The organism is Yinghuangia sp. YIM S10712 (assembly GCF_051388935.1).
Taxonomy (GTDB): Bacteria; Actinomycetota; Actinomycetes; order Streptomycetales; family Streptomycetaceae; genus Yinghuangia.
On sequence record NZ_JBPKBI010000013.1, the window covers coordinates 161,296 to 188,046 of the forward strand.

The window sequence follows — 26,751 nt, forward strand, 5'->3', positions numbered from 1 at the left end:
TCCGCCGTCGCCCGTACGGCGGAGGCGCGCTGCTACCCGCGTACGAAAGTCGCCCCGACTCGTACGCCGCTCTCTCCAGCCCCCTACGGTGATGCCCATGACGCAGGAGACGCAGACCGACGACGTGGCGGTGGACCACGGCATCGACGTGGTCCGAGGGCTGTCCGCCGCAGACGTCGCAGAACGGGTCGCGCGCGGCGAGATCAACGATGTGCCGGTGCGTTCCAGCCGGTCGGTCGGCGAGATCGTCCGGGCCAACGTGCTCACCCGGTTCAACGCGATCATCGGTGTGCTCTTCGTCATCATCCTGGTCGTCGGGCCCATCCAGGACGGCCTGTTCGGCTTCGTCATCATCGCCAACACCGGCATCGGCATCATCCAGGAGATGCGCGCCAAGCGGACCCTCGACCGGCTCGCGGTGATCGGCGAGGCCAAACCGCGCGTACGCCGCGACGGGACCACGCTGTCGGTGTCCGCGCACGAGATCGTTCTCGACGACATCATCGAACTCGGCTCGGGGGACAAGGCCGTCGTCGACGGCGTCGTCACCGAGGCATCGGGCCTGGAGGTCGACGAGTCGCTGCTCACCGGCGAGGCCGACCCGGTGCTCAAGCAGCCGGGCGACCCGGTGATGTCGGGCTCGTTCGTCGTCGCGGGCAGCGGCTCGTTCCGCGCCACCCGCGTCGGCAAGGACGCCTACGCCGCGCAACTGATGGAGGAGGCCTCGCGGTTCACGCTGGTCGCCTCCGAACTGCGCGGCGGCATCAGCACCATCCTCAAGTACGTCACATGGGTGCTGATCCCGGCCGCGATCGCGCTGGTCATCAGCCAGTACCGGATCAACGAGGACGACATCCCCGAGGCGATCCGCCGCATGGTCGCGGGCGTCGTGCCGATGGTCCCCGAAGGCCTCGTGCTGCTGACCTCGCTCGCGTTCGCGGTCGGCGTCATCCGGCTGGGCCGCAAACAGTGCCTCGTGCAGGAGCTCCCCGCGATCGAAGGGCTCGCGCGCGTCGACGTCGTCTGCCTCGACAAGACGGGCACCCTGACCGAGGGCGGCATGAACGTCACCGAGGTCCGCGTGCTCGACGCCGACCTGCCGGTGCGCGCCGCGCTCGGCGCTCTTGGCACCACCGACCCGCGGCCCAACGCGAGCCTCCAGGCGATTATCGAGGAATGCCCGGCGCCCGCCGACTGGACCGAGGCCGCGACGATCCCGTTCTCGTCCGCCCGCAAGTACTCCGGTGCGACGTTCGAGTGCGACGGCGTACGCCAGACCTGGCTGCTCGGCGCGCCCGAGGTGCTGGCCGGCCCGGACGAGCCGATTCTCGCCGAGGCCGAGGACCTCGGCTCGCACGGCCTGCGCGTGCTGCTGCTGGTCCGCACCTACACCCCGATCGACGACCTCACGGCGGCGTACGACCCCGCACACGGGCGTCCCGCGGCGCTGGTCGTCCTCGAACAACGGCTGCGCCACGACGCCGCCGACACCTTGCGCTACTTCGCCGAGCAGGGCGTCGCCACCAAGGTCATCTCCGGCGACAACGCGGTCTCGGTCGGCGCGGTCGCCGCGAAACTGGGCATCCCCGGCGCCGAGCACCCGGTCGACGCCCGCACGCTCCCCAACGACCGCGACGCCATGGCCGACGTGCTGGAGAACAACACCGTCTTCGGCCGCGTCACCCCGCAGCAGAAGCGCGACATGGTCGGCGCGCTCCAGGCCCGCGGCCACACCGTCGCGATGACCGGCGACGGCGTCAACGACGTGCTCGCCCTCAAGGACGCCGACATCGGCGTCGCGATGGGCTCCGGCAGCGAGGCCGCCCGCGGTGTCGCGCAGATCGTGCTGCTCAACAACAGTTTCGCGTCGCTGCCGTCGGTCGTCGGCGAGGGCCGACGCGTCATCGGCAACATCGAACGCGTCTCGAACCTGTTCCTCACCAAGACCGCCTACGCGGTGCTGCTGGCGATCCTCGTGGTGATCGTCAACGTCCCCTACCCGTTCCTCCCGCGCCACCTGACGCTGCTTGCCTGGTTCACCATCGGCACCCCGGCGTTCTTCCTGGCCCTGGCACCCAACAAGGAGCGGGCGCGCCCCGGTTTCGTCGACCGGGTCCTGCGCACCGCCGCGCCGGCCGGTTTCATCGCCGGGACGGCGTGCTTCACGTCCTACCTGCTCGCCCGCGACTACTACGGCGGCACCGACGACACGCGCAGCGCCGAGACGTCGATCGCGACGCTGACGCTGTTCCTGGTGGCTTTGTGGGTGCTGGCGATCGTCGCCCGCCCGTACACGTGGTGGCGTGTCGCGCTGGTCCTGACGATGGCGCTCGGCTTCGCCCTGGTGATCTCCGTCCCGTACTTCCAGGAATTCTTCGAACTCAAGCTCGTCGGCACCACGATGCCGTGGACGGCCGTGGGCATCGCGGTCGTCGCCGCCCTCGCGATCGAGGTGGTCTGGCGCTACATCGGACGCCGTTGGCCGGCCCCGCAGGCGTGACGCGGCCGCGCGTCAGCGCGCGGCCGCCGCGACCGCGATGCGGGCGGCCAGCGCGGCGTTGCGGGTGATCAGCGCGATGTTGGCGGTGAGGCTGGCGCCCGCGGTCTCGCGGTGGAAGTAGTCGAGCAGGAAAGGCGTCACGTCCTTGCCGTGCACGCCGCCGACCGCGCACGCCGCGAGCCCGGCGGCCAGGACGCGGTCGTGCAGGGCCGGGTCGAGCTGGTCGGCCGGCGGCAGCGGGTTCGCGAAGACCACCGCGCGGTCGGAGAGGCCGAGCGCGTCGCGGGCGCCGACGAGCGCGGCCGCCTCGGAGGGGGAGTCGACGCGCCATTCGAGCCGATGGCCGCTGTCGGTGAGGTAGAACCCGGGGAAGCGGTTCGTGGCGTACCCGACCACGGCCACGTTGAGCGATTCCAGGCGTTCGAGCGTCGCGGCGACGTCGAGAATCGACTTCACCCCGGAGCAGACGACGGCGATGCCGCAGCGGGAGAGGGCGTCGAGGTCCGCGGACTCGTCCCACGTCTCGCGCGCCTCGCGGTGCACCCCGCCCAGGCCGCCGGTCGCGAAAAACCGGATCCCCGCCTGGCGGGCGAGGTGCGCGGTGGCGCCGACGGTGGTCGACGCGCTGCCGCCGACGGCGGCTACGGGAGCCAGGTCGCGCAGCCCCGCCTTGGCGACGGTGTCGGACGCGGCGATGCGTTCGAGCGTTGCTGCGTCCAGGCCCACGCGCGCCCGGCCGTCGACGATGGCGACCGTCGCGGGCACGGCTCCCTCCGCGCGCACCGCCTCCTCGACCTGACGGGCCGTCACCAGGTTGTCCGGTCGCGGCAGTCCGTGCGTGACGATGGTGCTTTCCAGGGCCACGACAGGCTGTCCGCCGGCGATCGCGTCGGCGACCTCGGGGTGGATGTCCAGGAGATTCACGGGAGCGACCGTACCGCTCGTCCGCCCCGAAGCGAGCGGGACGGCCGATCCGCCCGAACAGGACTCGGCGTTGGCCGCCCACCCGGAGAACGCGGGGGAAAATCCGACGATACGGCGAAGTGGCTTAGTGTCGGCAGCGTGGAGCCCACCGAACCGCAGACGCCACCGGACAAGCCGCCGGTCCCCGAGCACCCCCGGCACTGGGAGGCCGACGTCGTCCTGCGCGACGGCTCGACCGCACACCTTCGCCCGGTCGCGCCGGACGACGCCGACCGGCTCGTGCAGTTCTACGCCCGGGTCTCCGCCGAGTCGAAGTACCTGCGGTTCTTCTCGCCCTACCCCCGGCTTTCCGACCGCGACGTACGCCGCTTCACCCATCACGACTGGGTCGACCGCGTCGCCCTCGGGCTCTTCGTCGGCGGCGACATGGTGGCGATCGTCCGCTACGACCGCATCGGACCCGACGGCCGCGCGGTCCGCACCGGGCCGAGCGGGCGCTCGTCGACCGCGGAGGTTGCCTTCCTCGTCCAGGACGACCAACAAGGCCGCGGCGTCGGTTCGGTGCTGCTGGAACACATCGCGGCGGTGGCCCGCGAGCGCGGGATCCGGCGCTTCATCGCGGACGTCCTGCCGAGCAACCGCCGCATGATGAAGGTCTTCACCGAGGCCGGTTACACGCAGCAGTCCGCGTTCGAGGACGGCGTCGTACGCCTCACCCTCGACCTGGAGCCGACCGACAGCTCCACCGCCGTCATGCTCGCCCGCGAACACCGCGCCGAGGCCCGCTCGACCGCGCGCCTGCTCGCCCCCCGTTCCGTCGCCGTCATCGGCGCCGGACGCCGCGAGGGCACCGTCGGCAACACCCTCCTGCGCGACCTCGCCGCAAGCGGGTTCACCGGGCCGGTGTACGCGGTCAACCCGGCCGCCGGAAACGAGCCCGTCGAGGGCGTCGCGGTGTACCCGACCGTCGGCGACATCCCCGGCGAGGTCGACCTCGCGATCGTGGCCGTCCCCGCCGCCGCGGTGCAGCAGGTCGTGGAGGACTGCGGCCGACACGGCGTGCACGGCCTCGTCGTCGTCACGTCGGGCTTCGCCGAGACCGGCGCCGACGGCCGCGAGCGCCAGCGCCGCCTCGTGCGCACCGCACGCAGCCACGGCATGCGCGTCATCGGCCCCAACTGCCTCGGGCTCCTCAACACCGATCCCGCGATCAGCGTCAACGCGAGCCTCGCGCCCAGGATGCCCCGCCGCGGCCGCGTGGGGATGTTCGCGCAGTCCGGCGCGCTCGGCATCGCCATCCTCGAATCGACCGTCGAACGCGGCATCGGCCTGTCGACGTTCGTCTCCGCGGGCAACCGCGCCGACGTCTCCGGCAACGACCTGCTCCAGTACTGGGAGGACGACCCCGCCACCGACGTCGTCCTGCTGCACCTCGAATCGCTCGGCAACCCGCGCAAGTTCACGCGTCTCGCCCGCCGAGTCTCCCGCCGCAAGCCGGTCGTTGTCGTCAAGAGCCTGCGCCACGCGGGCGGCGTCCCGCGCGGCCACGGGACGCGAGCTCTGACGCTGCCCGACCACGCCGTGGACTCGCTGTTCCGGCAGGCCGGGGTCATCCGGGTGCCGACGGTCGCGGAGATGTTCGATGTCGCACAGCTCCTCGCGTACCAGCCGCTGCCGGGCGGCGACCGCGTCGCCATCGTCGGCAACTCCGACTCGCTCGGTCTGCTCGCCCAGGACGCGTGCACGAGCGCCGGCCTGGAGCCGCTGCGCCCGGTCGACCTGACCACCTCGGCGACGGCCGAGGACTTCCGTGAGGCGCTCGGCGGCGTCATCGCGTCCCCCGACGTCGACGCGGTCGTCACGGTCTTCATCCCACCGCTGACCACGCCGGGCGACGAAGTCGCGGCCGTCCTCGCCGAGATGGCCGACCGCGCGGTGGCGGCCGGTAAGCCTCTGCTGACCACCTATCTCGCCCACGAGGGCCTGCCGGACCAACTGCGGCGCCTCGACGACGACGGCGTGCCCGCGCCCGGGTCGGTGCCGTCGTACCCCGCTCCCGAGAACGCCGTGCGCGCCCTCGCCGAAGTCGTCCGCTACGCGGCCTGGCGCCGCCGGCCGATCGGCGACGTCGTCGAGTTCCCCGACACCGACCCCGACGCCGCGCGCGGCTTGGTACGCGCGCGTCTCGGCGGCGCGGACGCGGCCGGCCTGTCACCCCGGGAAGCCGGTGAACTGCTGGGCTGCTACGGCATCCACCCCCTGCCCGCCGTGCGCGTCGACAGCGAGGACGCCGCGGTGGCCGCCGCCGCGGAACTCGGCTACCCGGTCGTGCTCAAGACCATCGCCGAGCACCTGCGCCACCGCGTCGACCTCGACGGCGTACGCCTCGACCTGGGCACCGAGGTCGGCCTGCGCCGCGCGTTCCGGCGCATGTCCGCCCGGCTCGGCGGCCCGGACCAGGCGCGGCTGGTGGTCCAGCGCATGGCACCGCGCGGCGTGGCCACCACGGTGGGCGTCACCTACGACGAGTCGTTCGGCGCGATGCTGCACTTCGGACTGGCCGGACCCGCTTCGGAGTTGCTCGGCGACGTCGCGCACCGCGCGGTGCCCGCGACCGACCGGGACGTCGCGGAGCTCGTACGGGACATCCGAGCGGCGCCGGTGCTGTTCGGCTACCGGGGCGCGCCGCCCGTGGACGTCGGCGCGCTGGAACAACTGCTGCTGCGGCTCTCCGCCCTGGCCGACGACCTGCCGCAGGTCACGTCGGTGGTCCTCGACCCGGTCGTGGTCACCGAGGAAGGACTCAATGTGCTCGACGCGCGCATACGGTTGTCGCGGCCCCCGGCGCGTACGGATCTGGGCCCGCGTTCGATGCGTCAGCCGCTGTGACCCGGCACTGACGCCGGCGCGGTGCGCAAACGCGAGCCGCGGCGGTACGGACCCGTCTCCGGGGCATACCGCCGCAGGCTCGGCCGCTGCGGCGCCGATGCCACCCCGAGCCGTGGCACCCGCGCCGCTGCTGCGGCCTCCGGTCGCGCTCGCCGCCATGCCCCTCCGGTGCACGCCCTCCCCGGGACCGCACCCATGCCGACCAGCCCGTCCGGATCAACCGCGCCCCGCCGGGTTTCCCCGATCCGACCGGCGTGGTGCGGTTGTGCCCGTGCTCCCGGCGCGAGAGCAGGGACACCATGCGCGTCGGACGGGTCACCGCGAGCGGTGCGTCCCTGTCGGCCCGTCCGTCTTGCACACCGACAGTCAACCGCGCCGGAAAGCCTCTGGGGAGGGCGCGTGTGGGGCGCGCGGTTGCGCTTCTTGGAGTAATCCCCGCGAGTGCGCCTCACTGTCACTCTTCCGGGGGCTGTCGTGAGATCGACAAAGAGTTATCGCACGGCTGCGGGCTGTGCCTCGCGGTTGTCCGTCCGATGTCCGCCGAATGGGACGGATCCCCTTCCCGAGGCCCCACATGGCGCACACGGGCCCCGGGAGGTGCCAGGATGGGGGCATGGCGAAGACCACCACCTCGACCCAGGGCCTGCGTACGGCCATTGAGCGCAGCGGCTACTACCCGAGCCTCGTCGCCGACGCGGTCGAGTCCACGATCGGGACCGAGCATGTCGACGCGTTCCTGGTGCACCAGGAGACGACGTTCGACTCCAACGAGGTCCGGCGGCATGTGACGGTCCTCGTGCTCACCCCCGGCCGCTTCCTGGTCAGCCACACCGACGAGCACGCCCCGGACGACACGTCGCCGACTCCGTACGCGACCACGTCCACCGAGACGGTCCGCATCGACCGCATCGAGTCGGTCGTCGTGAGCCGCGTCGTCGGCAACCCCGCGGAGTACGTGCCCGGCGCCCCGCCGCGCGAGGTCGTCCTCACGATCGGCTGGGGCGCAGTCGGCCGGATCGACCTGGAGCCGGCCGGTTGCGCGGACCCGAATTGCGACGTCGACCACGGCTACACCGGCGCGATGACCGCCGACGACCTGTCCCTGCGGGTCAGTGAGGCGGCCGACGGCCCCGACGCCGTCGAGCGCACGCTCGCGTTCGCCCGCAGGCTCTCCGAGGCCATCGCCGGTTCCGCCGGTCCGTCCGGTTCCGGCCGGTGAGCGCCGCCGACCGGTATCCGGAAGCACCGCCCGTCCCCGTCCCGCGCTACGGCGCCGGGGCGCTGTCCGACCTCCTGCCGTCCGTCGCGGCGTCGCTCGGCATGCCCGGCGAGGCGAACGTACTCGGGTTGCGCGAGACCGAGCGCGCCGTGGTGTTCCTCATCGACGGACTGGGCTGGGAGCTGCTGAAGGCCAACCCGGACTGGGCGCCGTTCCTGATATCGCTCGTTCCCGGCGCGTGGGGCGGCAGCGGCAGGCCGCTCACCGCGGGCTTCCCGGCCACCACCGCGACGAGCCTCGCGTCGTTCGGCACCGGTCTGCCGCCGGGCGCCCACGGGTTGCTCGGGTACACCGTCGCGATCCCCGGCGACGCACGGCTGATGAACCAGTTGCGGTGGGACCCCTACGTGCCGCCGCGCGAATGGCAGCCCTACCCGCCGCTGATGGAGCGGGCGGCTGCCGCGGGCATCACGGTCGCCCAGGTGTCCGACCCGATGTTCGAACACACGCCCCTGACCCAGGTGGCGCTGCAGGGCGGCACGTACGTCGGATGCCCGGTCGGCGAGCCGCGCGTACGCGGCGTCCTCGACCAACTGGCCGGCCCCGGCCCGGTGCTCGTCTACACGTACCTGAGCGAGCTCGACAAGGCCGGCCACGGCAACGGCGTCGACTCGGACGCCTGGCGGGTCGAACTCGCCCGCGCCGACGGCCTCGTGCGTCTCCTGGCCGAGCAACTGCCGCCCGGGACCTCGCTCTACGTCACCGCCGACCACGGCATGATCGACGTGCCGATGGCCGACCGCATCGACGTCGACACCGACCCCGAGCTCTCGGCGGGCGTCGCGCTGCTCGGCGGCGAGGGACGCGCGCGGCACGTCTACGCGGTGCCCGGCGCGGCGTCGGACGTGCTCGCGATCTGGCAGGACGTGCTGGCCGACAGCTGCTGGGTCCTCTCCCGCGACGAGGCGATCGCCGCAGGCTGGTTCGGCGAGGTGGAGGACCGGGTGTACTTCCGGATCGGCGACGTGGTCGCGGCGCCGTGGGCGGACGTCGCGATCGTCGCGACGCACAAGGAACCCAACGAATCGCGCATGGTCGGCCTGCACGGGTCGATGACACCGGCGGAACAACTGGTCCCGCTCCTCGAAGTGCACGCCTGACCGGCGCCTCTCGCCGTTTACGCGACGCTCAACGGCACGGAGGGCGCCCCGCCCGGTCGTTGCCGGGAGAACGCCCTCCGTGCCGCGTGGTGCACCGTGGCTCAGACCGCCTGCCTGCGCTTCTTCAGCAGGACGGTGGTCAGGGCCGCGACGACGGCGACCGGCAGGACGATCTTGAACAGCTTGCCCATGGTGGGGAACCCCCTCGACTGGTCGGTGCCGGACCGATCGTCACGCCCTGAGGCGACGCCGCCACTTCGGGTGACGTGGCGTCAACTTGCGGGCGCTGCCCGGCGGTTCCGACTCTAGGCGATGAGGTCCGCCGCCGTGCGCGGCCGATCCGCCGAAGCGCGGGGTGTGGGGAGCGTCACGGTGTGGCGGAGGTTTCGTCCTCTCCGGTGTTCTGCATGACCGAGAACATCGCGCCGTGGAGGTCCTTGAAGCTCGCGTACCGGCCGTACGGCGAATCACTCGGCTCGGCCGTGACCATGCCGCCCGCCTGTCGGACCTTCTCGGCCGCCGCGTCCGTGTCGTCGCTGGAGAACGTCACCGCCCAGTGCGCCGGCACCTCGTCGGGCCAGTTCGCGTCCAAGGTCATGATGCCGCCGGTGGGCCGCCCGTCGACAAGGAACGCGTGGTACTCGAACCCGTCCGAGCTCATGTCCTCGTAGGTGTAGCCGAATACGGCGGCGTAGAAGTCGCGCGCGGTCGTGCTGTCCCGGGTCATCAGCTCGTTCCATACCAGCCCGCCCGGCTCGTTGACCAGTTCGGCGCCGATGTGCGTGCCCGCCTGCCACAGGCCGACCACCGCTCCCGTCGGGTCGCGCAGAAGCGCCATCCGGCCCAGGTCCATGACGTCCATGACCGGAACCACGACTGTCGCACCGGCCTCCTGGGCCCTGGCGGCCGCGGCGTCCGCGTCGTCCACCGCCAGGTAGGTCGTCCAGGCGATGGGCATGTCCGGCTCGGGCAGCTTCATCATCCCGGCGACGCGCTTCCCGCGGATCGTGCAGTTGGTGTAGAACCCGAGCTCTTCCGGCCCGATCTCCCCCGACCAGCCCAGAACGCTGTGGTAAAAGTCCAGCGACGCGCGCAGGTCGGGTGACCCCATGTCGACCCAGCACGGCACCCCGTGTTTGTACGGGCTTGTCACCTCGGTCATCGCTGCCTCCAGCGCGGCGCTTTTCTGGATGTTTTCACCGTTTCGACACTATTTCGATCGTGGCATGCGGCCCCGGCAGTGTCGCGGGGAACCGAACGCCGCCGGATCGGCGCCGGGACACGGCAGGATGCACATGTGAACCCAGTCATCGACACCACAGAACTTGCCGCGGCGTTGCGCTCACCGAACCCGCCCGTAGTGCTCGACGTGCGCTGGAAGCTCGGCGGCCCGCCCGGCATCGACGCCTACCGCGAGGGCCACATCCCGGGCGCCTGCTTCTGCGACCTCGACCGCGAGCTCTCCGCCACTCCGGGAGCCGACGGCCGGCATCCACTGCCTGACCCGGACGCGTTCGCGGCGGCCATGCGCCGCGCGGGAGTGTCGACCGGCAGGCCTGTGGTGGCGTACGACGGCGCCGATGGCGTGGCGGCGGCACGCGCGTGGTGGCTGCTGCGCTACTTCGGCCACGCGGAGGTACGCGTGCTCGACGGCGGCTACCAGGCCTGGACGGCCGCCGGCATGCCGACGACGACCGAGGAACCGACGCCGGACGCGGGCGACTTCGCCGCCAAGCCGGGTGGGATGCCCCTCCTCGACGCCGACGGGGCCGCCGCACTCGCGCGCGACGGTGTTCTGCTCGATGTCCGCACGGCCGAACGCTTCCGCGGCGACAGCGAACCCGTCGACCCGGTCGCCGGCCACATCCCCGGCGCGGTCAACGCACCCGAGACCGACAACGCGCGAGCCGACGGGCGGCTGCGTGCGCCGGAAGAACTGCGTGCACGGTTCGCCGCCCTCGGGTTGACACCCGGCGCGGCGGTGGGCGCGTACTGCGGCTCAGGGGTCACCGCGTCGCACACGGTGCTGGTGCTCGAACGGTCGGGCCTCCCGGGCGCCGCGTTGTACGCATCGTCCTGGAGCGGCTGGATCACCGACCCGACGCGCCCGGTCGCGACCGGGGAGTAAGCGGAGCCGCGCAGGGGCCGGGTGACCGGCTCGGCCCCGGGCGCCTCACGAGGCGGAGCCGCGGCGCGGGGGCCCGGCCGACGGGCCGTCGGGGGACGTCGCGGCGCGCATGAACTCCGCGAGCCACGGGTCGATCGCGCCGAACAAGAGCCGGACTTCGGTGAGCAGGGCGCGCTCGTCTTGGTGAGCGACCCGATCCGACGTTCCCACTCCCATTACGCACCGTCTCCCGGAAGGTACCGCGGAGTAATTCCGACTCGGCCTAGCGGACACAGTAGGGCCCCCGAGGGCGAATGAGGAAGTGATCAGCAGGGTCTGACCAAGATCGGCGAGGTCACTCGCCTGCCGGGAAGCGTCCCGACGTGCCCACGGGACGGCCCGGCCATCGCAGGCCCCGCTGCTCGCACTGCGCCCGCTTGATCCGCTCATCGGTGATTCTGCCGCCCGGATGCTGCGGCGATGTTTCCGCGCGGTGACCGGGTCCGCGGGTGACGGGGCCGGCGGGCGTCTGTCAGTCGCGCTTCTTGCGGCGGCTGCCGAAGACGATCTCGTCCCAACTGGGAACCGTTGCGCGTCGGCCGGGACGCACGCCGTCGGCCTCGGCCTGGCGGTCGGTCGCCCCGATGAGCCGGTCCCGGTGCGGTGCGACGACACGCGGCACCAATACGTTCTCGTACGCGGACCCGGCCGACGAGGCGGCGGCACCCGCGGCGGCCGCGGCGGCCGGCTCCTCGGGCTCCTCTTCGTCCGGCACCGGCGCGGGCACCGGGCGGCTGCGCTCGCCGCCGATCGCCGGGACGTCGATGCGCATCGGCTCGCGCTGCGGCGGGCTCGACTCGCCGCGCAGCCCGGGAACCGCGTCCAGCAGGCTGGTGATCGCGTCGTCGCTGGTGTTGCGCGGCAGCGACGCGAGACGCGGGCGGAACGGGAACGGGGCCTCGGCGCCCGTCGCCTGCTCGCCGACGAGCGACCGGGCTTCGTCGTCGTTGGTGGTCACCAGGCGCCTGGGCGGGTCGAAACTCCAGCTCGCCGAGTGCATTTCGCCTTCGGCGCGGTAGAGGAGCAGAATCTCCCAACTGCCGTCGTCGCGGCGCCAGGAGTCCCACTGGATGGACTCGGAGTCCGCGCCGCGCAAGTGCAGGCGCTCGGCGACGATCTCGCCGAGCAGCGGACCCGTCGTCTCGCCCTGCCGGCGAATAGGGGTCTTGCGGGCGCGCTCGGCCATGAACGCGCGCTCGGCGAGGACGGGACCCTCGAACCGGCGCACGCGGTCGACCGGAATCCCGGCGAGCTGGGCGACCTCTTCCGCGGTGGCCCCTGCCCTTATACGCGCCTGGATGTCGCGGGGGCGCAGTTGGCTCTCGACCTCGATCTCGATCTGGCCGAGGCGCGCGCGATCACCGCGCACGGCGGCGCGCAGCCGCTCGTCGATGGCAAGGTTGAACTCGGTACCGTCGGCAGCCTTCAGCACCAGCCGTGTGCCGTCGTTGCTGACGGCCACGACACGCAGTTCGGGCATGGGGACCTCCCGGGTGGTGCCTGCCGACGTCACCTGCGTCGTTGCTCCCGTTACGAGTGTGACTTGCCCAGTGCCGGCGTGCCACAACCTGACCGATGTGTCCCGGCGTGTCGGATTGTCGTATCTCCTGCGCCGGTATGTCGTGGGCTTTTTGAGTGACGGTTCCTGAGGAATCAGCCGCTCCGACCACGTGCGATCGGTCGCTTCCCCCCTCCACCCATCTCGGTCTTTCCGGAACCTCGCTGAACAGTACTCCATTCGAGGCCGGGGCTGGGTCGCACCGCGCCGTAACGGCGCGTCCACATCCGGGCGAAACAATTCGGCCCGCGTTCGGCGCCCGGTGAGGTTCCTCACAAGATCACCAGGGGGAACAGCCTTGGCGGCGTTGGTTGTCCGTGCGAGCGGGCGGCGTGAAGCGGAGCCCGACATCAGCCGATCGAGTGCAAAGAACGTGTTCCAGAAGGTCGCCGGCGGTGGGCCGGGCCGGCGGTCGTCGGGCCGTGAGGCTCCGGAAGTGGTCGTCGTCGAACCGGTGTTCGGAACGCAGAGAGCCGACGGAATACGAACTCCGCCATTTTCCTGTGCAGTTCGCGGATGCGATCGAGTATTGAGCTGAACTCGTACACGTCCTCCGGCAGGGCATCCGCTGAGGACAGTGTCGGTGCGACCCGTCCGCTGCCGGGTGCGGGAAATGCGAGGATCGGCGGCATGCACGACGTTGCGCCCCACCGCGAAGCCGCCCCCTTCGACGCCCTTCTGCTGCTCTCCTTCGGCGGGCCCGAGGGACCCGACGAGGTCATCCCCTTCCTGGAGAACGTCACGCGCGGGCGCGGTGTGCCGCCCGAACGCCTGCCGGAAGTGGGCGCGCACTACGCGCTGTTCGGCGGCGTCAGTCCGATCAACGAGCAGAACCGCGCGCTGGTGACCGCGATCGAGCGGGTGTTCGCCGAGAAGGGGCCGCGATTGCCGGTGTACTGGGGCAACCGCAACTGGCGGCCCTATCTGACCGACACGTTGCGGCGCATGGCGGACGACGGCGTACGCCGTGCGGCGGTGTTGGTGACGAGTGCGTACGCGTCGTACTCCGGCTGCGGGCAGTACCACGAAAACTTGCTGGCGGCGCGGGCCGCGGTCGGCGAGGGAGCGCCCGAACTCGACAAGCTGCGGCACTACTTCAACCACCCCGGCTTCGTCGAGCCGCTTGTGGACCACGTGGTGTCCGCGCTGGAGCAACTGCCCGCGCAGGCGCGCATGGGCGCCCGGCTCGTGATGACCACGCATTCGATCCCGATGTCGTCCGCGGAGACCGCCGGGCCGGAAGGGAACGCGTACCTGCGTCAGCACGCCGAGACCGCGCGGTTGGTCGCGCGGGGCGTCGGCCGTGCGCTGGGTCGTCCGCACGTCCCGTGGGATCTGGTGTTCCAGAGCCGCAGTGGCCCCCCGCACGTGCCGTGGCTGGAACCCGATGTCAACGACCACCTCGAAGCACTGCACCGCGACGGGGTTCCGGGCGCGGTGCTGGTGCCGATCGGGTTTCTGTCGGACCACATGGAGGTCGTGTACGACCTCGACGTCGAGGCCGCCGCGACCGCCGAGCGGCTCGGCCTGCCGCTCGCGCGGGCGGCGACGACGGGCAGCGACCCGCGGTTCGCCGCCGCCGTACGCGATCTGGTGGTCGAGCGGGCGGCGACACTGCGCGGCGAGGCACCGCAACGGTGTGCGCTGGGCACGCTCGGGCCGAGTCACGACGTGTGTCCGCGCGGATGCTGCCCCGATCCGCGCGGCAAGGGACCCGGCCTGCGGGGGGCGGCCCTGCACGGAAATCCGCTCGGCTAGCACCGCCTATGGGTTCCCGCGCGGTGGTCGGGGGCGGCCTGCCAGGATGGATCCGTGACCACCGCAATTGACGGCGACACCGCCGACCTGCTGGAACTCGCGCTTGATGCGGCGCGGCTCGCGGGCGGGATGTTGCTCGCGGACCGGCCCGCGGACCTCGGTGTCGCGGCCACCAAGAGCAGCCCGACCGATGTCGTGACCGAGATGGACACGGCCGCCGAAAAGCTCATCGTCGAATTTCTGCGTGCCAGACGGCCGCGTGACGGTTTCCTCGGCGAGGAGGGCGGAGGCGAGCACGGCGAGAGCGGCATCAGGTGGGTGATCGACCCGATCGACGGCACGGTCAACTATCTGTACGACCTGCCGGCGTGGTGTGTGTCCATCGCCGCCGAGGATGCCGAGGGGGCGGTTGTCGGCGTCGTCGAGGTGCCGACCCTGCGCGAGACGTTTCACGGGGTGCGGGGCGCGGGTGCCTTCCGCAACGGTGTTCCGGTCCGTGCCAACGCCGCCGTGCCGATGACCGGTGCGCTGGTCGCCACCGGTTTCGGGTACACGGTCGAGCGCCGTCGGCGGCAGGCCGGCGTCGTGCAGCGGATGCTGCCGGAGGTGCGGGACATCCGCCGCTACGGGTCGGCGGCCATGGACCTGTGCGCGGTGGCCTGCGGGCGGGTGGACGCCTACTACGAGCGCGGGCTCAACCCGTGGGACGTCGCGGCCGGTGCGCTCATCGCGCGCGAGGCCGGCGCGCGGGTGGAGGAGATCCGCGCCGAAGCCGACGGGTCGAATCTGACCGTGGCTGCGGCGCCGGAGCTGTACGCGCAGTTGGAAGCGGCCCTGGCCGCGCTGGACGCCTGATCGACGGCGGCCGGGCACGTCGGCAGTTCGGCACGGCGGCCGTGGCCCCGGAAACGACAACCCCCGACCGACGCTGTTCGCGTTCGGCCGGGGGAGGCGTCGCCGGGTGGCTCCGTCTTGTGTGTCCGGGGTGGCTGCCGCTTTCTCGGTCTTGTCGCGGCATCAAGCGGCGGTCTCGGGCAGTACCTGTACGCCGTGGTCCGAGGCCATGCGTACGAGGTCCTGAAGCTCTTCGTGCTGTACTTCGGCCAAGAAGTCGTCGCCGCTGTCGACGGCCTGCTTGAGGGCCTGCTCGGTCTCGCGTATCCGACGCGTCAAATCAGCGGTGAAGTAGTCCATGTTGGGGGCCCCAAGTGACTCGAATGGTCGGTGGCTCCCCGGGTCCTACCCTTGGGTTCGCGCCACGAAAACCAAGTTGCCACCTGTCAGTGTGACGTGCGTCGCACTGATGGGGGGCGGTATGGGAGTTCTTGCCCTGACAGGAAGCATTCGCGGCCGGATGCCCTTACCGACGCTTTACCGTAGCGCGAGGCAAGATGGAGTCACCGTCGGCGCCGTCCCTTCGAGGCAGGGCGGACAGTCAGGCCGCGGGCGGCGGCCGACGGTCCAAATTTGTTTTCGGTTTCGTCGAGTCTTCGCCGGTTTTGATTTCCCCGGCGGTCATTCGTTCTTCATTTGATCTCATCCGAAAGGACGCTCAGGGTGCGGGTTCTCGTCGTCGAGGACGAACAGTTGCTGGCCGATGCGGTGGCGACGGGTCTGCGGCGCGAGGCCATGGCCGTCGACGTCGTGTACGACGGTGAGGCCGCGCTCGAACGCGTGGCCGTCAACGACTACGACGTCGTCGTCCTCGACCGCGACCTGCCGCTCGTGCACGGCGACGACGTGTGCCGCGCGGTGATCGACACCGGGCTGCCCACGCGCATCTTGATGCTGACCGCGTCCGGTGACGTGAGCGACCGCGTCGAGGGGCTGGAGCTGGGCGCCGACGACTACCTCCCCAAGCCCTTCGCCTTCAGCGAACTCACAGCCCGTGTCAGGGCGTTGGGTCGACGGGCGGTCACCGCACTGCCGCCGGTCCTGGAACGCGCCGGGATCCGGCTCGACCCCAACCGGCGCGAGGTGGTCCGCGACGGTACGACCGTCCACCTGTCGCCGAAGGAGTTCGCGGTCCTCGAAGTGCTCATGCGCGCCGACGGATCCGTGGTCTCCGCAGAGCAGATGCTCGAAAAGGCGTGGGACGAGAACACCGACCCGTTCACCAACGTCGTGCGCGTCACCGTGATGACGCTGCGGCGCAAGCTGGGCGAGCCCGCCGTGATCATGACCGTGCCCGGCGCCGGGTACCGCATCGGCGATCAGGCGTGACCGGGCGCTTGCTCGAAAAACGAGAAATTCGCGATCTTCGGGTCCGCCGAGGTTTCTGGTATGCCTGATATGCCTGAGAAGAACAACGACCGAAGCCGTCGAGACGCCGAGGCGAAGAAAACCCCGAAGACGCCGGAATTTCGTCCGGTCCCCGGGGAGGCTGCGGCCTCGGACGCCTCGCGAGCGCCTCGCACGGAAGCCCACGCCCGTGGTCCCGGTGCCTCTCCGCCGCGCCGTCCGTCACACCCGCCTCGGCCGGTGCGGCCGCCGGTCGCCGGAGCATCCGGGCACGCGGGCGGAAGCCACCGCGCCGACGAAGCGCCACCCCGTCCGGAGGCGCCCCCCGCGCCCACCCGGGCGCCTTCGGCCCGGCGGCTCATTCTCGGCGCCGATCCGGGGACTCCGTACACCTCCCGGCTCAGTTATGCGCCGGACTGGTTGCGGCCGTCGATCCGCATGCGCCTGACCGCGCTGTACGGCGGCATGTTCCTGATCGCCGGGGTCCTGCTGCTCGGCAGCGTGTACCTGCTGGTGGGCCGGAGCCTTGCGAACCAGCAGCTTCTGGACATCCGCTTCGCGCAGAACGTGCACATCATCGACGGGCGCGGCGTCGAGATCACGCCGCAGGAACTCACCCGCATGCAAGAACGCTGGCAGACGGACCAGCGCGGCATCGTGCTCCACGAACTCCTCCAGCAATCCCTGCTCGCCCTCGTGCTGCTGTCATTGATCGCCTTCGGGTTCGGCTACCTGATGGCCGGCCGGGTGCTGAGTCCGCTGGGCCGCATTACCGCGGCGGCGCGGTCGGTGGCCGGAACAGGCGGTTCGGGGCTGCACCGGCGCATCGACCTGGACGGGCCGGACGACGAGCTCAAGGAGCTCGCCGACACATTCGACGAGATGTTGGAGCGGCTCGACCGGGCGTTCGACTCACAGCGCAAATTCGTCGCCAACGCGTCCCACGAGTTGCGCACGCCCCTGGCGATCAACCGCACCCTGCTGGAGGTCGCGCTCGGCGATCCCGACATGCCGCCCCAGCTCAGAGACCTGGGTGACAACCTGCTGGCCACCAACGAGCGCAGCGAACGCCTTATCGAGGGGCTGCTGCTGCTCGCCCGCAGCGAGCACGAACTGACCGACCGAAAGCCGGTCGACCTTGCCGAGGTCGCCGGGCGCACATTCGAGCAGACGGGGGCGGAAGCCGCCGAACGCGGTGTCGAACTGCGCGGTGATTTCCAGCCGGCGACGGTTTCCGGCAACGCCGTGCTGCTGGAGCGCGTCGCGCTCAATCTGGCCCAGAACGCGGTCCGCTACAACGTGCCCGACGGCTGGGTGGAGATGGCGACCTCCACGGTCGAGGGCACCGCGCTGCTGACCGTCGCCAACAGCGGTCCGGTGATTCCGGCGGACGGGGTCGAGACGCTGTTCGAACCGTTCCGGCGGATGCGCGGCGACCGCACCGCGAGCGAGAAAGGCGTCGGCCTGGGGCTGTCGATCGTACGGTCCGTGGTCCGCGCGCACGGCGGCTGGATCGAGGCCGAGCCGCGGGCCGAAGGTGGCTTGATCATGCGCATCGGCTTCCCCGACCGAACCGCCGCGGAGCAGAAATCGGGCAGGGCCTGAGCCGGCCCCGAGCCGAACATCGGCTGCCTGATCAGCCCGGCCTGAGCGGGAATCGAGCCCTCATTGGGCCGAAAGGGTGGTTGGGGCGCTTCGCGGCGACGCGCCCCGGGGGAGCCGAACGGGGTAATCCGGCATGTCTGACCGGCGCGGTTGCCCACAGGCCTCCCAACAACCTACGGTGTCGTAAGTTACGTCATCGTAGGAACGCGTTGTGCGCCGAAGCCAGGAGCGCGGCAGCCGACGCAGCCCTTGTCCGAAGAAGTCGAAAAGCCGCTGCGTCCGCATTCCGCGCACTGTCCCGCCGCACCCACGCATTGGAGTCGCTGTGACCTTGATCGCCCCTGAAACGACGGGTATCGACCTGCTGCACGAGCTGGAGCAGGTGGTTGCCGTCGAGCTCGACCGCCATCTGAGCGTTGCCAAAGAGTGGTTCCCGCACGAGTACGTGCCGTGGTCGCGCGGCCGGGACTTCGACGGGGTGCTGGGCGGCGAGGAGTGGCGCCCCGAGGAGTCCGGGCTGACCGAGGTCGGGCGCATCGCGCTCACCCTCAACCTGCTGACCGAGGACAACCTCCCGAGCTACCATTACGAGATCGCCAGCATGTTCGGCCGCGACCGGGCGTGGGGCACCTGGGTGCACCGGTGGACGGCCGAGGAGGGACGCCACGGCATCGCGATCCGCGACTACCTCATGGCGGCCCGCGCGGTAGACCCCGTGGAGCTGGAACGCTCGCGCATGGAGCACATGGAGGCCGGCTACCAGGGCGACCACATGGACAACCCCCTGCACGTCGTGGCGTACGTGACGTTCCAGGAGCTGGCGACACGCGTCTCGCACCGCAATTCCGGCAGGGAGTGCGGCGACCCGCTCGCCGAGCAGCTTCTCGCGCGCGTCGCGGCGGACGAGAACCTGCACATGGTCTTCTACCGCAACCTGCTCAAGGCGGCGTTCGAACTGGCGCCCGACACCGCGATGCGCGCGGTCACCGACATGATCACCGGCTTCCGCATGCCGGGGCACGGCATCTCGGGCTTCGAGCGCGCCTCGTTGAAGATCGCGATCGGCGGCGTCTACAACCTGCGCATCCACCACGACGATGTACTCCAGCCGGTGCTGCGGCACCTGAAGGTCATGGAGCGCACCGACCTCGGCCCGGAGGGCGAGCGCGCCCGTGAGGACCTCGCCGCGTTCCTGACGGACCTGGCGGTCAAGGCCGCGCAGTTCGACGAGCGCCTGGAGGCCCGCAGGGCGCGTCAGGCCGCCCGCTGCGCCTGACCGCCGTCCGACGATGCCCGGCGCCCCGACCCGACGCGGGGGCCGGGCCTCACGAGGCCGGCGACGCGGCCCCGGAGATCCGGAGCAGGCCCCGGCGACCCGCTCAGGAGCGCGGGCCCCAGGCGTCCTTGACGGAGACCTTGCCGCCGGTGCGCAGGACGGCGTTCTCGTACATCCGCGCCGCCGCTCCCATGAGCGCCACCAAGGCGGCCAGCGAAACGCCCGCGGCGACGAGGTTCTGCCATACCGAAACTTCGCCGCCGGCGGTGAGGACGGGTTGCAGCATCGCGGAGAACGGCGGCACGTACGCGAGGATCTGCGCGAACGTGCCCCCGGACTGACCGAAGAAAATCGCCACGAAGAACGACGCGATCAACAACGACGTCATGGGAGTGATGACGTTCTGCAGGTCCTCCATGCGCGAGACACGAGCCGCCGCGGCGGCGAACATGCACGCGTAGATGGCGTAGCCGATCACGAACCACACGACCACCAGCACCGCGGGATAGACCATCGAGCCGGTGAGATCGATCGTGCCCAACGCGGATGCCGCAGCCAGCCCGACCACCGCGGTCAAGGCCATCTGGGCCAGACCCAGCAGGCCGATGCCGATGACCTTCCCGGTCAGCAGCGCGCGGGCCGGCACGGCGGCCAGCAGGATCTCGACGATCCGGCTCGACTTCTCCTCGACCACACCGTTGGCGACCCACACGCAGAAGAGCATCAGCATGCCGTAGAGCATGATCGTCCCGATGATCGCGATGCCCTGCCGCGCCCTGCGCTCGTCGGCGTCCGGGTCGAGCTTGTCCTCGACCAGCGGCTGCACGCGCATGGCGGCGTCGACCGCCGCGGTGTCGATGCCCTGGGCGGCGAGCCGATTGTCGCGTTCGACGGTCGCGTACGCACTCTGCACCACAGCGGCCAACCGGTTCGGCAGCTCACGGTGCACGATGATCCTGCCGCCGGCGACATAGGCGTCCAGGTCGCCGTCCTCGACCGCCTGCTCGGCGGTCGCGTCGTCCGGATACGACTTCACGGCCAGACCGGTGTCCAACAGCGCCGCCTGGGCACTCGCGACCTGGCCCAGCCTCGCCTGCTGCGGGCCGCCGAACGCCACGTCGTAATCGTCGTCGCCGCCCCCGACCGCCGCCGGGATCGCGACGGCCGCCAGCAGCACCACGAGCATCACGGCCACCGACACCAGGAAACCCCGGTCGCGGATTCGCTCGGTGAACTCGCGCCGCGCGACCAGGTGCACCGAGGCCCAGAACCGCTCGGTCGGGTCGGTCTGCTTCGGGCTGGTCACGGTCGGGGCTCCTCACGGCCGGCGGCGTCCGCGAGGAGCGGGCCGTCCTCGGCATCAACGGTGTCCTCGGTGTCCTCGGTGTTCTCGGCGGTGCCGACGGGCTGGTCGCGGGCCGTTGACCGCCTCGCGGAAGAGTTCGGTCAGCGAGGGATTCACCGGAGCGAACGCGCGCACCCGTCCGGCCGCGCGCGCGGCGTCCAGCAGCCCCTGCTCGCTGGTCCCGGGGTGCAGTTCGACCAAGGTGCCCTCGCGGTCGTCGGCCAGCACGGTGACCCCCGGGACGAGATGCGCCCACCCGGCCGGCGCGTCCACACCCACCCGGTAGCGCACCGCCCGGTTGTCGCCGCGCAGCTCGCGGACCGTCCCGACGGCGTGCATGCGGCCGTCCTTGATGATGCCGACCGCGTCGCACAGCCGCTCGACGAGATCGAGCTGGTGGCTGGAGAACACGACCGAGACCCCCTGCTCGACCCGGCTCCGCAGCGCCTGCGCCATGACGTCGACACCGACCGGGTCGAGCCCGGAGAACGGCTCGTCGAGGACCAGCAGTTCCGGCCCGTGCACGAGCGCCGCGGCCAACTGGACGCGCTGCTGGTTGCCCAGGGACAGCGTCTCCAGCCGGTCGCCCGGCGCGCCCGAGACACCGAGCGTGCGCAACCACTCGCCCGCTGCGCGGCGGGCGTCGGCACGGGGCATGCCGTGTAGTTCGGCGAAGTAGACGAGCTGGTCCAGAATGCGCATCTTCGCGTACAGGCCGCGTTCCTCGGGCATGTAGCCCCACCGCCGCCGGACGGCGGCGGTGGCCGGCCGGCCCTGCCAGCGCACTTCGCCGCGGTCGGCGGCCAGCACGCCGAGGGCGATGCGCATCGTGGTCGTCTTGCCGGCGCCGTTGGTGCCGACGAAGCCGAACATCTGGCCGGGCGCGACGGAGAAGGAGAGGCCGTCGAGCACGACCTTTCCGCCGAATCGTTTGCCGAGTCCTATGAGATCCAGCACTCTTGTCCCTGGTCTGGGCCGGACCGGACTGGTCCGGACCGGTCCTCGGTGGGGTGGTCTGCGTGGACCGGCCGTCCCCCGAGGCGGGCCGGTCGGTACGCGTCAGTCGATGCGGCGCAGTTCCTGCCGGAAGCGCCGGCCGTTCTCCACGTAGTGCTGCACGGCCTGGTCGACATGGCCCGGTTTGACGGAGTCCGGTCGGATTTTGGCCGGCACTCCGAGGGCCATCGCGTACGAAGGAACCTCGACGCCGTTGCCCACGAAGGCGTTCGCGCCGACCAGGGCGCCGCTGCGGATGATCGCGCGGTGCTGCACGATCGCCCCGTTGCCGACCAGGCAGTCGTCCTCGATCGTGCAGCCTTCCAGGTGCACGATGTGTCCGATCACACACCGGTTGCCTACATATGTGACCAGCCCCGCAGTGGCATGGAGAACCGATCCGTCCTGGATCGATGTACGCTCCCCGACGACAATCGGGCCGTTGTCTCCACGCAGCACCGCGGACGGCCAGACGGTCGACCCTGCGCCGATTTCCACGTTGCCGATCACGACGGCATCGGGATGGACATAAGCGTCCGGGTGCACGACGGGTACTAGTTCACCGAGCGCGTAAACCGTCACGATTCCTCCTTGTTATACCGACAGACAGGGAGAGTTACAGTTGGCGACCATCCAACCAAGTCACCTCTTCGGGGGTTCGGTTGGGTGTCGATTGAGTAACAAGCCTTGCGATGAGGCAGAATCTGCGCCTCAGGTCGGGCACAACTCCGGCCCCTGATGCGTTACGTGCGCTGAAGGACGTGTTCACCGACGCATCAGCCAGCAGATCCACCCGGAGGGGGAGAGGTAAATGGCGACTGACTACGACACTCCACGCAAGACAGAAGACGACGTCAACGAAGACAGCATCGAGGAACTGAAGGCCCGGCGCGTCGACAAGTCCGCGGGGGCGGTCGACGTCGACGAGTTCGACCAGGCCGAGAGCCTGGAGCTGCCCGGTGCGGACCTCTCGAACGAAGAGCTGTCCGTGCGCGTGCTGCCCCGGCAGGCGGACGAGTTCACCTGCTCGCGCTGCTTCCTCGTGCATCACCGCAGCCAACTGGCCGGCGAGAAGGACGGCCAGGCCATCTGCGTCGACTGCGCCTGACGTCCGATCCTTTGAGGCCGTCGGGCCGGCTCAGGATCGATCATCGGCAAGCGGAACCCTGCGCACGCGACCGGGTCTGGCAGGAGCGGACCGCCCCTGCCGATGATCGATACGAGCACTCGCCGCTCCGGTACCTCGCCCCCCACGAGGTACCACGGCGTCCCGGCAGATCTGCCGGTGCGTTCCGAAACCGTTGCCGCGGTGCGGACGCGGCTTTTCGCCACACCCGACTCAGTCACAGCCGACTCGGTCACACCCACCTCCGCCACACCCAGGACGTCCGCCCAAGACGCGGGCGTTCTCGCATGTCCGGGCCCGTGACTCGGCGCTCGTCCCGGCCGCCGCTCACGTCCGGTGCGCATCGCGGCGCCGCAGCGCGTCCAGGACCTCGGCCAGCCGCGCCGGGTTCCGGGTCGAGAGGTACAAATACGGCGTCGGATCGTCGGGGTCGGTGACGTCGACGCGGACGGCTGTGGGCACGTAGCTGCGCAGCAGCATGAACGCGCGCGGATCGGCGTCCTCCATGCGGAGCGCCCGCGCGGCCTCCCGGTCGAGCGCGGTGGCGTCCCCCAGAGCCGCCAGCGGAAGACGCGCGCGGCCGGCCTCCAGATGCGCCTCGGTGACGCGCAGGCGGGCGGAGCCGTACGAGGACAGCATCCAGGCCGCGAGTGCGGCGGCCACCACGAATGCGACACCGGCCGCCGCCGGACCGACCGGCAGCAGCATGATCGCGCCCACGAGGCCGGAGCCGGCCGCGAGCCACCACCATGAAGTCGGAACGGAGAGCCGCTCGTTATAAGCCTGCATGGGAACAGCCTGTCATCTCAGGGGAAGCCGGCAGACTCCCGGGTCACCGCGCGGCTCGGCGCCGGGTCGCTTTTTCGAGCAGCCGCACGACGCGTTCCGGAGGCGTCCGCAGGCCGGTCGCGACGCCCTTCGCGTAATCGGACAGTGCCCGAGGGGCCAGCGCGTCGAGCACGGCACCCGCCTTGGCGTCCGAACCCACGAGGTAGCGGGGCCGCGGCCGGGCGGTCAGCAGTGCGTGGCGGACGGCCGCGGCAACCGGCGCGGGCGCGGGCAGCGACGCGGAGCGGCGCAGGATGTCGTCGGCACGCTCGTAGGAGTCCCGGTATGCGGAGTGCTTGCGCGGCGGCAGGCGTTCCATGCTCCGTTCCCAGATGTCCGTGCCGTAGCTGCCGGGCTCGATCAACACCACCTTGACGCCGAACTGCGCGACCTCGATCCGCAGGGCGTCCGTGATCGCGCCGAGCCCGTGTTTGCTGGCGCAGTACCAGCCGAGAAAGGGCGCCGCGACCCGGCCGGAAACCGACGAGATGTTCACGATGCGTCCGCTGCGGCGCTGCCGCATCTGCGGCAGGACCAAGCGTGCGATGCGTGCGGGCGCGACGAGATTGGTCTCCAGTTGCAGGCGCGCCTGCTCGTCGTCGACGTCCTCGACGGCGCCGGGCTGGGCGAGACCCGCGTTGTTGACGACCGCCCATGGGCCGCCGCCGGTCATGGTCGCGATCTCGGTGAAGGCGCGCACGGTCGAGGTGGCGTCGCAAACGTCCAGCAGGACCGTTCGTACGCCGAGGCCTTCGTGCTCGGCGGCCTCCCGCAGCCGCTGCGCCTTGTCCTCGGTGCGCGCCGTGCCGATCACGTCGAGGCCCGCGCGGGCCAGCTCCAGGGCGGTGGCGAGGCCGATTCCGCTGGTCGCGCCGGTCACGACCACGCTCTTGGTCATGTGCGTCCTTTCGTCCGCGCGCGTCCGCGCCCCTCGCGTCATCCGCGCCCGCCCGGATGCTCCGCCACGACCGTAGTGGCCGGGCCCGTGAGGTGTGCAACAGGCAGGCGGCCCGGGGTGGGTGGCCCCGGCGCGGCCGACCCGCCAAAAGGCAGTAATGTCCACCCGGTGAGTCGACCTACTTCCCTGAGCCCGCCCGCCGGTGCCGTGGTTCCGGAGCCGCGTCCCGGCGCCCCGGCCGTCGGCGCGGCGATCGGAGAGCACTACGACGGCTGCTTCGCCTGCGGTGACGTACAGGACAACGGCCTGAGAGTGCGCAGCCGGGTCGGCGAGGGCGTCAGTGTGCACACGGAGTTCGTGGTGGGCGAAGGCCACCAAGGCGCTCCTGGGCTGGCGCACGGCGGCCTGCTGACCTGCGCGTTCGACGAGGCCCTGGGCGCGCTTTCCTTCCTGCTGCACCGACCGGTGGTGACGGCGCGGCTGGAGACGGACTTCCGCCGACCGGTGCCGGTCGGCGCGACGCTGTTCATCCACGCGCGGTGTACGGGCGTCGACGGGCGCAAGGTCTTCGCCCGGGCGACCGGGCGCGTCGACGCGCCCGACGGGCCGATCGCGGTCGAGGCGGCGGCGCTGTTCGTGCGAGTCGATCTGGACCATTTCACGACCCACGGCCGCGCCGAGGACGTCGAGCGGGCCAAGGCGGACCCCGCGACCATGAAGGTTGTGCGCGGTTACGAGGTGCACTCGTGACGGCTCCGGTGGACATCCTTGTCCGGCGCCTCGACCCCGGTCTGCCGATGCCGTCGTACGCCCACCCCGGCGATGCGGGGGCCGATCTGGTCACGGCGGTCGACGCGGAGCTGGGCCCGGGGGAGCGCGCGGTGTTGCCGACAGGGGTGGCGATCGCCCTGCCCGACGGCTTCGCCGCGTTCGTTCATCCGCGCTCCGGGATCGCGGCACGTTGCGGAGTGTCGTTGGTCAACGCCCCGGGCACGATCGATGCGGGATACCGTGGCGAGATCAGGGTCATCGTGGTGAACCTGGATGCCCGTGAGAGCGTCTCGTTCCGCCGCGGCGACCGGATCGCCCAGCTCGTCATCCAACGCGTCGAGCGGGCGAAGTTCCACGAGGTCGGCGTCCTGCCGGGATCGGACCGGGCCGAGGGCGGCTTCGGGTCGACCGGGGGCCACGCCGCCGTCGTGGCCGCACAGGCAAACGGCGCCGTGAGCGGCGCCGACACAGTGGAGAACTCGGCTTCCGACAGGGAAGGGATCTGACGTGTTCCGACGTCGCCGACGCAACGAAGAAGCCGACCAGCCCGTCGACGAGCTCGACGACCTCGACGAGCTCGACGAAGACGAGGCCGCGTCGGACGAGATCACGGACGACGAGGCGATGAACCGCCCACTGCCGCCCGCGCCACGCCCCGACGGTCCGTGGGACGAGGACGAGCTCGACGAGCCGCGCGAGGGCCGTATCGACCTGGGGGGCCTGTTGGTGCCCGCGGTCGAGGGCATGGAGCTGCGCGTCGAGGTCGCCAACGAGATGATCATCGCCGCCACCGTGGTCCTCGGTGACAGTGCGGTGCAGGTGCAGGCCTTCGCGGCACCGCGCAGCGAGGGCCTCTGGCACGAGATCCGCAAGGAGATCGCCGGCGGGATCACGCAGCAGGGCGGCCTCGTCGACGAGCTCGACGGCGGGCTCGGCTGGGAGCTGCGGGCGCAGGTCCCGGTGCAACTGCCGGACGGGAAGCAGGGCGCGCAGTTGGTGCGCTTCGTGGGCTGCGACGGTCCGCGCTGGTTCCTGCGCGGGGTGATCTCCGGGCGGGCCGCGGTCGATCCGGAGACCGGTGCGCAACTGGAGCAGATCTTCCGCGACACGGTCGTGGTGCGCGGGTCGGACCCGATGGCACCGCGCGACCCGATCCTGCTCCGTCTGCCGGACAACGCCCAGATCGACCCGGCGAGCGGTGTCGCGCCGGCGGCTCCCGAGGAGGCCGCAGCGCCGCCGAAGAGCCGCTACAGCGGCACGCTGAGCCCGTTCCAGCGCGGCCCGGAGATCACCGAAGTGCGGTAGCCGCGAGCGGCTGCGGTACGGCTTCTGCTCCGCGGGGCCCGGATCCACCGAGAGGTGGGACCGGGCCCCTTCGCGTTGCCCGGAACGCCCGGAACCGGACCGTCAGGGACGCGTCAAGATCACGCCGGTGCGCGTCAAGGGCCCGCTAGCGCCTAGTGATTTGCCCTTTTTGATGGGATTTCGTG

24 protein-coding genes are annotated in these 26,751 nt (G+C 71.1%); 14 read left to right on the forward strand and 10 right to left on the reverse strand.

The annotated features are described in order from the left end of the window. Nucleotides 1-97: 97 nt before the first annotated feature. On the forward strand, nucleotides 98-2,500 hold the full coding sequence (locus ACRX5W_RS23995) for an HAD-IC family P-type ATPase (protein ID WP_436790337.1): 2,403 nt from the start codon (nucleotides 98-100) through the stop codon (nucleotides 2,498-2,500). Nucleotides 2,501-2,512: 12 nt separating this feature from the next. Here ACRX5W_RS23995 and ACRX5W_RS24000 read toward each other — a convergent pair whose 3' ends face one another. Continuing rightward, nucleotides 2,513-3,424, reverse strand: a complete 912-nt coding sequence (locus ACRX5W_RS24000) for a pseudouridine-5'-phosphate glycosidase (RefSeq protein WP_436790338.1) — start codon at nucleotides 3,422-3,424, stop codon at nucleotides 2,513-2,515. A 138-nt stretch (nucleotides 3,425-3,562) separates the two neighbouring features. Between ACRX5W_RS24000 and ACRX5W_RS24005 the strand changes: the two genes are divergently transcribed. From ACRX5W_RS24005 to ACRX5W_RS24015, 3 genes are all read left to right on the forward strand, one after another. After that, entirely contained in the window at nucleotides 3,563-6,313 is a 2,751-nt protein-coding gene (locus ACRX5W_RS24005; protein ID WP_436790339.1) for a bifunctional acetate--CoA ligase family protein/GNAT family N-acetyltransferase, read from the forward strand. 613 nt (nucleotides 6,314-6,926) lie between these two features. Continuing rightward, entirely contained in the window at nucleotides 6,927-7,532 is a 606-nt protein-coding gene (locus ACRX5W_RS24010) for a DUF5998 family protein (protein WP_436790340.1), read from the forward strand. Then, a complete protein-coding gene (locus tag ACRX5W_RS24015; RefSeq protein WP_436790341.1) occupies nucleotides 7,529-8,692 on the forward strand; it encodes an alkaline phosphatase family protein in 1,164 nt (387 codons plus the stop codon). Before ACRX5W_RS24010 ends, ACRX5W_RS24015 begins: the two co-directional genes overlap by 4 nt. 367 nt (nucleotides 8,693-9,059) lie before the next feature. On the opposite strand, the gene ACRX5W_RS24020 is transcribed toward ACRX5W_RS24015, so the two are convergent. Next, entirely contained in the window at nucleotides 9,060-9,854 is a 795-nt protein-coding gene (locus tag ACRX5W_RS24020; protein ID WP_436790342.1) for a VOC family protein, read from the reverse strand. A 135-nt stretch (nucleotides 9,855-9,989) separates the two neighbouring features. Here ACRX5W_RS24020 and ACRX5W_RS24025 point away from each other — a divergent pair, with 135 nt between their 5' ends. Further along, a complete protein-coding gene (locus ACRX5W_RS24025; protein WP_436790343.1) occupies nucleotides 9,990-10,820 on the forward strand; it encodes a sulfurtransferase in 831 nt (276 codons plus the stop codon). A 45-nt stretch (nucleotides 10,821-10,865) separates the two neighbouring features. On the opposite strand, the gene ACRX5W_RS24030 is transcribed toward ACRX5W_RS24025, so the two are convergent. Next, on the reverse strand, nucleotides 10,866-11,036 hold the full coding sequence (locus ACRX5W_RS24030; protein ID WP_436790344.1) for a hypothetical protein: 171 nt from the start codon (nucleotides 11,034-11,036) through the stop codon (nucleotides 10,866-10,868). Nucleotides 11,037-11,331: 295 nt separating this feature from the next. After that, complete coding sequence (gene sepH / locus ACRX5W_RS24035) at nucleotides 11,332-12,372, reverse strand: septation protein SepH (protein WP_436790345.1); 1,041 nt, start codon at nucleotides 12,370-12,372, stop codon at nucleotides 11,332-11,334. Nucleotides 12,373-13,047: 675 nt separating this feature from the next. On the opposite strand from sepH, the gene ACRX5W_RS24040 reads away from it, so the two are divergent. After that, nucleotides 13,048-14,175, forward strand: a complete 1,128-nt coding sequence (locus ACRX5W_RS24040) for a ferrochelatase (RefSeq protein ID WP_436790346.1) — start codon at nucleotides 13,048-13,050, stop codon at nucleotides 14,173-14,175. 54 nt (nucleotides 14,176-14,229) lie between these two features. Beyond that, nucleotides 14,230-15,030 (forward strand): inositol monophosphatase family protein, encoded by an 801-nt coding sequence (locus tag ACRX5W_RS24045; protein WP_436790347.1) that lies wholly within the window; start codon nucleotides 14,230-14,232, stop codon nucleotides 15,028-15,030. Nucleotides 15,031-15,192: 162 nt separating this feature from the next. Here the strand turns inward: ACRX5W_RS24045 and ACRX5W_RS24050 are convergent, their stop codons facing one another. Next, the gene (locus tag ACRX5W_RS24050; RefSeq protein WP_436790348.1) at nucleotides 15,193-15,369 is read right to left on the reverse strand and encodes a hypothetical protein; all 177 of its coding nucleotides are present in this window, start codon (nucleotides 15,367-15,369) and stop codon (nucleotides 15,193-15,195) included. 363 nt (nucleotides 15,370-15,732) lie between these two features. On the opposite strand from ACRX5W_RS24050, the gene ACRX5W_RS24055 reads away from it, so the two are divergent. From ACRX5W_RS24055 to ACRX5W_RS24065, 3 genes are all read left to right on the forward strand, one after another. Then, nucleotides 15,733-16,398 carry a response regulator transcription factor gene (locus ACRX5W_RS24055; RefSeq protein WP_436790349.1) on the forward strand — a complete coding sequence of 222 codons (666 nt, stop codon included), beginning with the start codon at nucleotides 15,733-15,735 and terminating at the stop codon, nucleotides 16,396-16,398. 69 nt (nucleotides 16,399-16,467) lie between these two features. Next, a complete protein-coding gene (locus tag ACRX5W_RS24060; protein WP_436790393.1) occupies nucleotides 16,468-18,021 on the forward strand; it encodes a sensor histidine kinase in 1,554 nt (517 codons plus the stop codon). A gap of 325 nt (nucleotides 18,022-18,346) precedes the next feature. Continuing rightward, entirely contained in the window at nucleotides 18,347-19,297 is a 951-nt protein-coding gene (locus ACRX5W_RS24065; protein ID WP_436790350.1) for an acyl-ACP desaturase, read from the forward strand. 103 nt (nucleotides 19,298-19,400) lie between these two features. Here the strand turns inward: ACRX5W_RS24065 and ACRX5W_RS24070 are convergent, their stop codons facing one another. The 3 genes from ACRX5W_RS24070 to ACRX5W_RS24080 form a co-directional block, all read right to left on the reverse strand. Further along, nucleotides 19,401-20,603, reverse strand: a complete 1,203-nt coding sequence (locus tag ACRX5W_RS24070) for an ABC transporter permease (RefSeq protein ID WP_436790351.1) — start codon at nucleotides 20,601-20,603, stop codon at nucleotides 19,401-19,403. A 54-nt stretch (nucleotides 20,604-20,657) separates the two neighbouring features. Then, nucleotides 20,658-21,599 carry an ABC transporter ATP-binding protein gene (locus ACRX5W_RS24075; RefSeq protein WP_436790352.1) on the reverse strand — a complete coding sequence of 314 codons (942 nt, stop codon included), beginning with the start codon at nucleotides 21,597-21,599 and terminating at the stop codon, nucleotides 20,658-20,660. A gap of 102 nt (nucleotides 21,600-21,701) precedes the next feature. Further along, nucleotides 21,702-22,220 carry a gamma carbonic anhydrase family protein gene (locus ACRX5W_RS24080; RefSeq protein WP_436790353.1) on the reverse strand — a complete coding sequence of 173 codons (519 nt, stop codon included), beginning with the start codon at nucleotides 22,218-22,220 and terminating at the stop codon, nucleotides 21,702-21,704. Nucleotides 22,221-22,449: 229 nt separating this feature from the next. On the opposite strand from ACRX5W_RS24080, the gene ACRX5W_RS24085 reads away from it, so the two are divergent. Beyond that, the gene (locus ACRX5W_RS24085) at nucleotides 22,450-22,746 is read left to right on the forward strand and encodes a DUF4193 domain-containing protein (RefSeq protein ID WP_436790354.1); all 297 of its coding nucleotides are present in this window, start codon (nucleotides 22,450-22,452) and stop codon (nucleotides 22,744-22,746) included. A 345-nt stretch (nucleotides 22,747-23,091) separates the two neighbouring features. On the opposite strand, the gene ACRX5W_RS24090 is transcribed toward ACRX5W_RS24085, so the two are convergent. Continuing rightward, nucleotides 23,092-23,553: a DUF3093 domain-containing protein gene (locus ACRX5W_RS24090; RefSeq protein ID WP_436790355.1), complete on the reverse strand. Its 462-nt coding sequence runs from the start codon at nucleotides 23,551-23,553 to the stop codon at nucleotides 23,092-23,094. Between the two features lie 43 nt (nucleotides 23,554-23,596). Beyond that, nucleotides 23,597-24,490, reverse strand: coding sequence for an SDR family oxidoreductase (locus ACRX5W_RS24095; RefSeq protein ID WP_436790356.1), 894 nt, complete (start codon nucleotides 24,488-24,490; stop codon nucleotides 23,597-23,599). A gap of 168 nt (nucleotides 24,491-24,658) precedes the next feature. Here ACRX5W_RS24095 and ACRX5W_RS24100 point away from each other — a divergent pair, with 168 nt between their 5' ends. Genes ACRX5W_RS24100 through ACRX5W_RS24110 form a run of 3 tightly spaced genes read left to right on the forward strand, consistent with a single transcriptional unit; the run spans nucleotide 24,659 to nucleotide 26,566 of the window. Next, a complete protein-coding gene (locus ACRX5W_RS24100; RefSeq protein ID WP_436790357.1) occupies nucleotides 24,659-25,240 on the forward strand; it encodes a PaaI family thioesterase in 582 nt (193 codons plus the stop codon). Beyond that, complete coding sequence (gene dut, locus ACRX5W_RS24105; RefSeq protein WP_436790358.1) at nucleotides 25,237-25,767, forward strand: dUTP diphosphatase; 531 nt, start codon at nucleotides 25,237-25,239, stop codon at nucleotides 25,765-25,767. The genes ACRX5W_RS24100 and dut overlap by 4 nt, the downstream gene beginning before the upstream one ends. A 1-nt stretch (nucleotide 25,768) precedes the next feature. Then, entirely contained in the window at nucleotides 25,769-26,566 is a 798-nt protein-coding gene (locus ACRX5W_RS24110) for a DUF3710 domain-containing protein (RefSeq protein WP_436790359.1), read from the forward strand. Nucleotides 26,567-26,751 lie beyond the last annotated feature (185 nt).

Bases quoted from the DNA above. Each gene is read 5' to 3' on its own strand.
- ACRX5W_RS23995 (WP_436790337.1), top strand. From the start codon at position 98: ATGACGCAGGAGACGCAGACCGACGACGTGGCGGTGGACCACGGCATC.
- ACRX5W_RS24010 (WP_436790340.1), top strand. From the start codon at position 6,927: ATGGCGAAGACCACCACCTCGACCCAGGGCCTGCGTACGGCCATTGAG.
- ACRX5W_RS24020 (WP_436790342.1), bottom strand. From the start codon at position 9,854: ATGACCGAGGTGACAAGCCCGTACAAACACGGGGTGCCGTGCTGGGTC.
- ACRX5W_RS24030 (WP_436790344.1), bottom strand. From the start codon at position 11,036: ATGGGAGTGGGAACGTCGGATCGGGTCGCTCACCAAGACGAGCGCGCC.
- ACRX5W_RS24040 (WP_436790346.1), top strand. From the start codon at position 13,048: ATGCACGACGTTGCGCCCCACCGCGAAGCCGCCCCCTTCGACGCCCTT.
- ACRX5W_RS24050 (WP_436790348.1), bottom strand. From the start codon at position 15,369: ATGGACTACTTCACCGCTGATTTGACGCGTCGGATACGCGAGACCGAG.
- ACRX5W_RS24060 (WP_436790393.1), top strand. From the start codon at position 16,468: ATGCCTGAGAAGAACAACGACCGAAGCCGTCGAGACGCCGAGGCGAAG.
- ACRX5W_RS24085 (WP_436790354.1), top strand. From the start codon at position 22,450: ATGGCGACTGACTACGACACTCCACGCAAGACAGAAGACGACGTCAAC.
- ACRX5W_RS24090 (WP_436790355.1), bottom strand. From the start codon at position 23,553: ATGCAGGCTTATAACGAGCGGCTCTCCGTTCCGACTTCATGGTGGTGG.
- ACRX5W_RS24095 (WP_436790356.1), bottom strand. From the start codon at position 24,490: ATGACCAAGAGCGTGGTCGTGACCGGCGCGACCAGCGGAATCGGCCTC.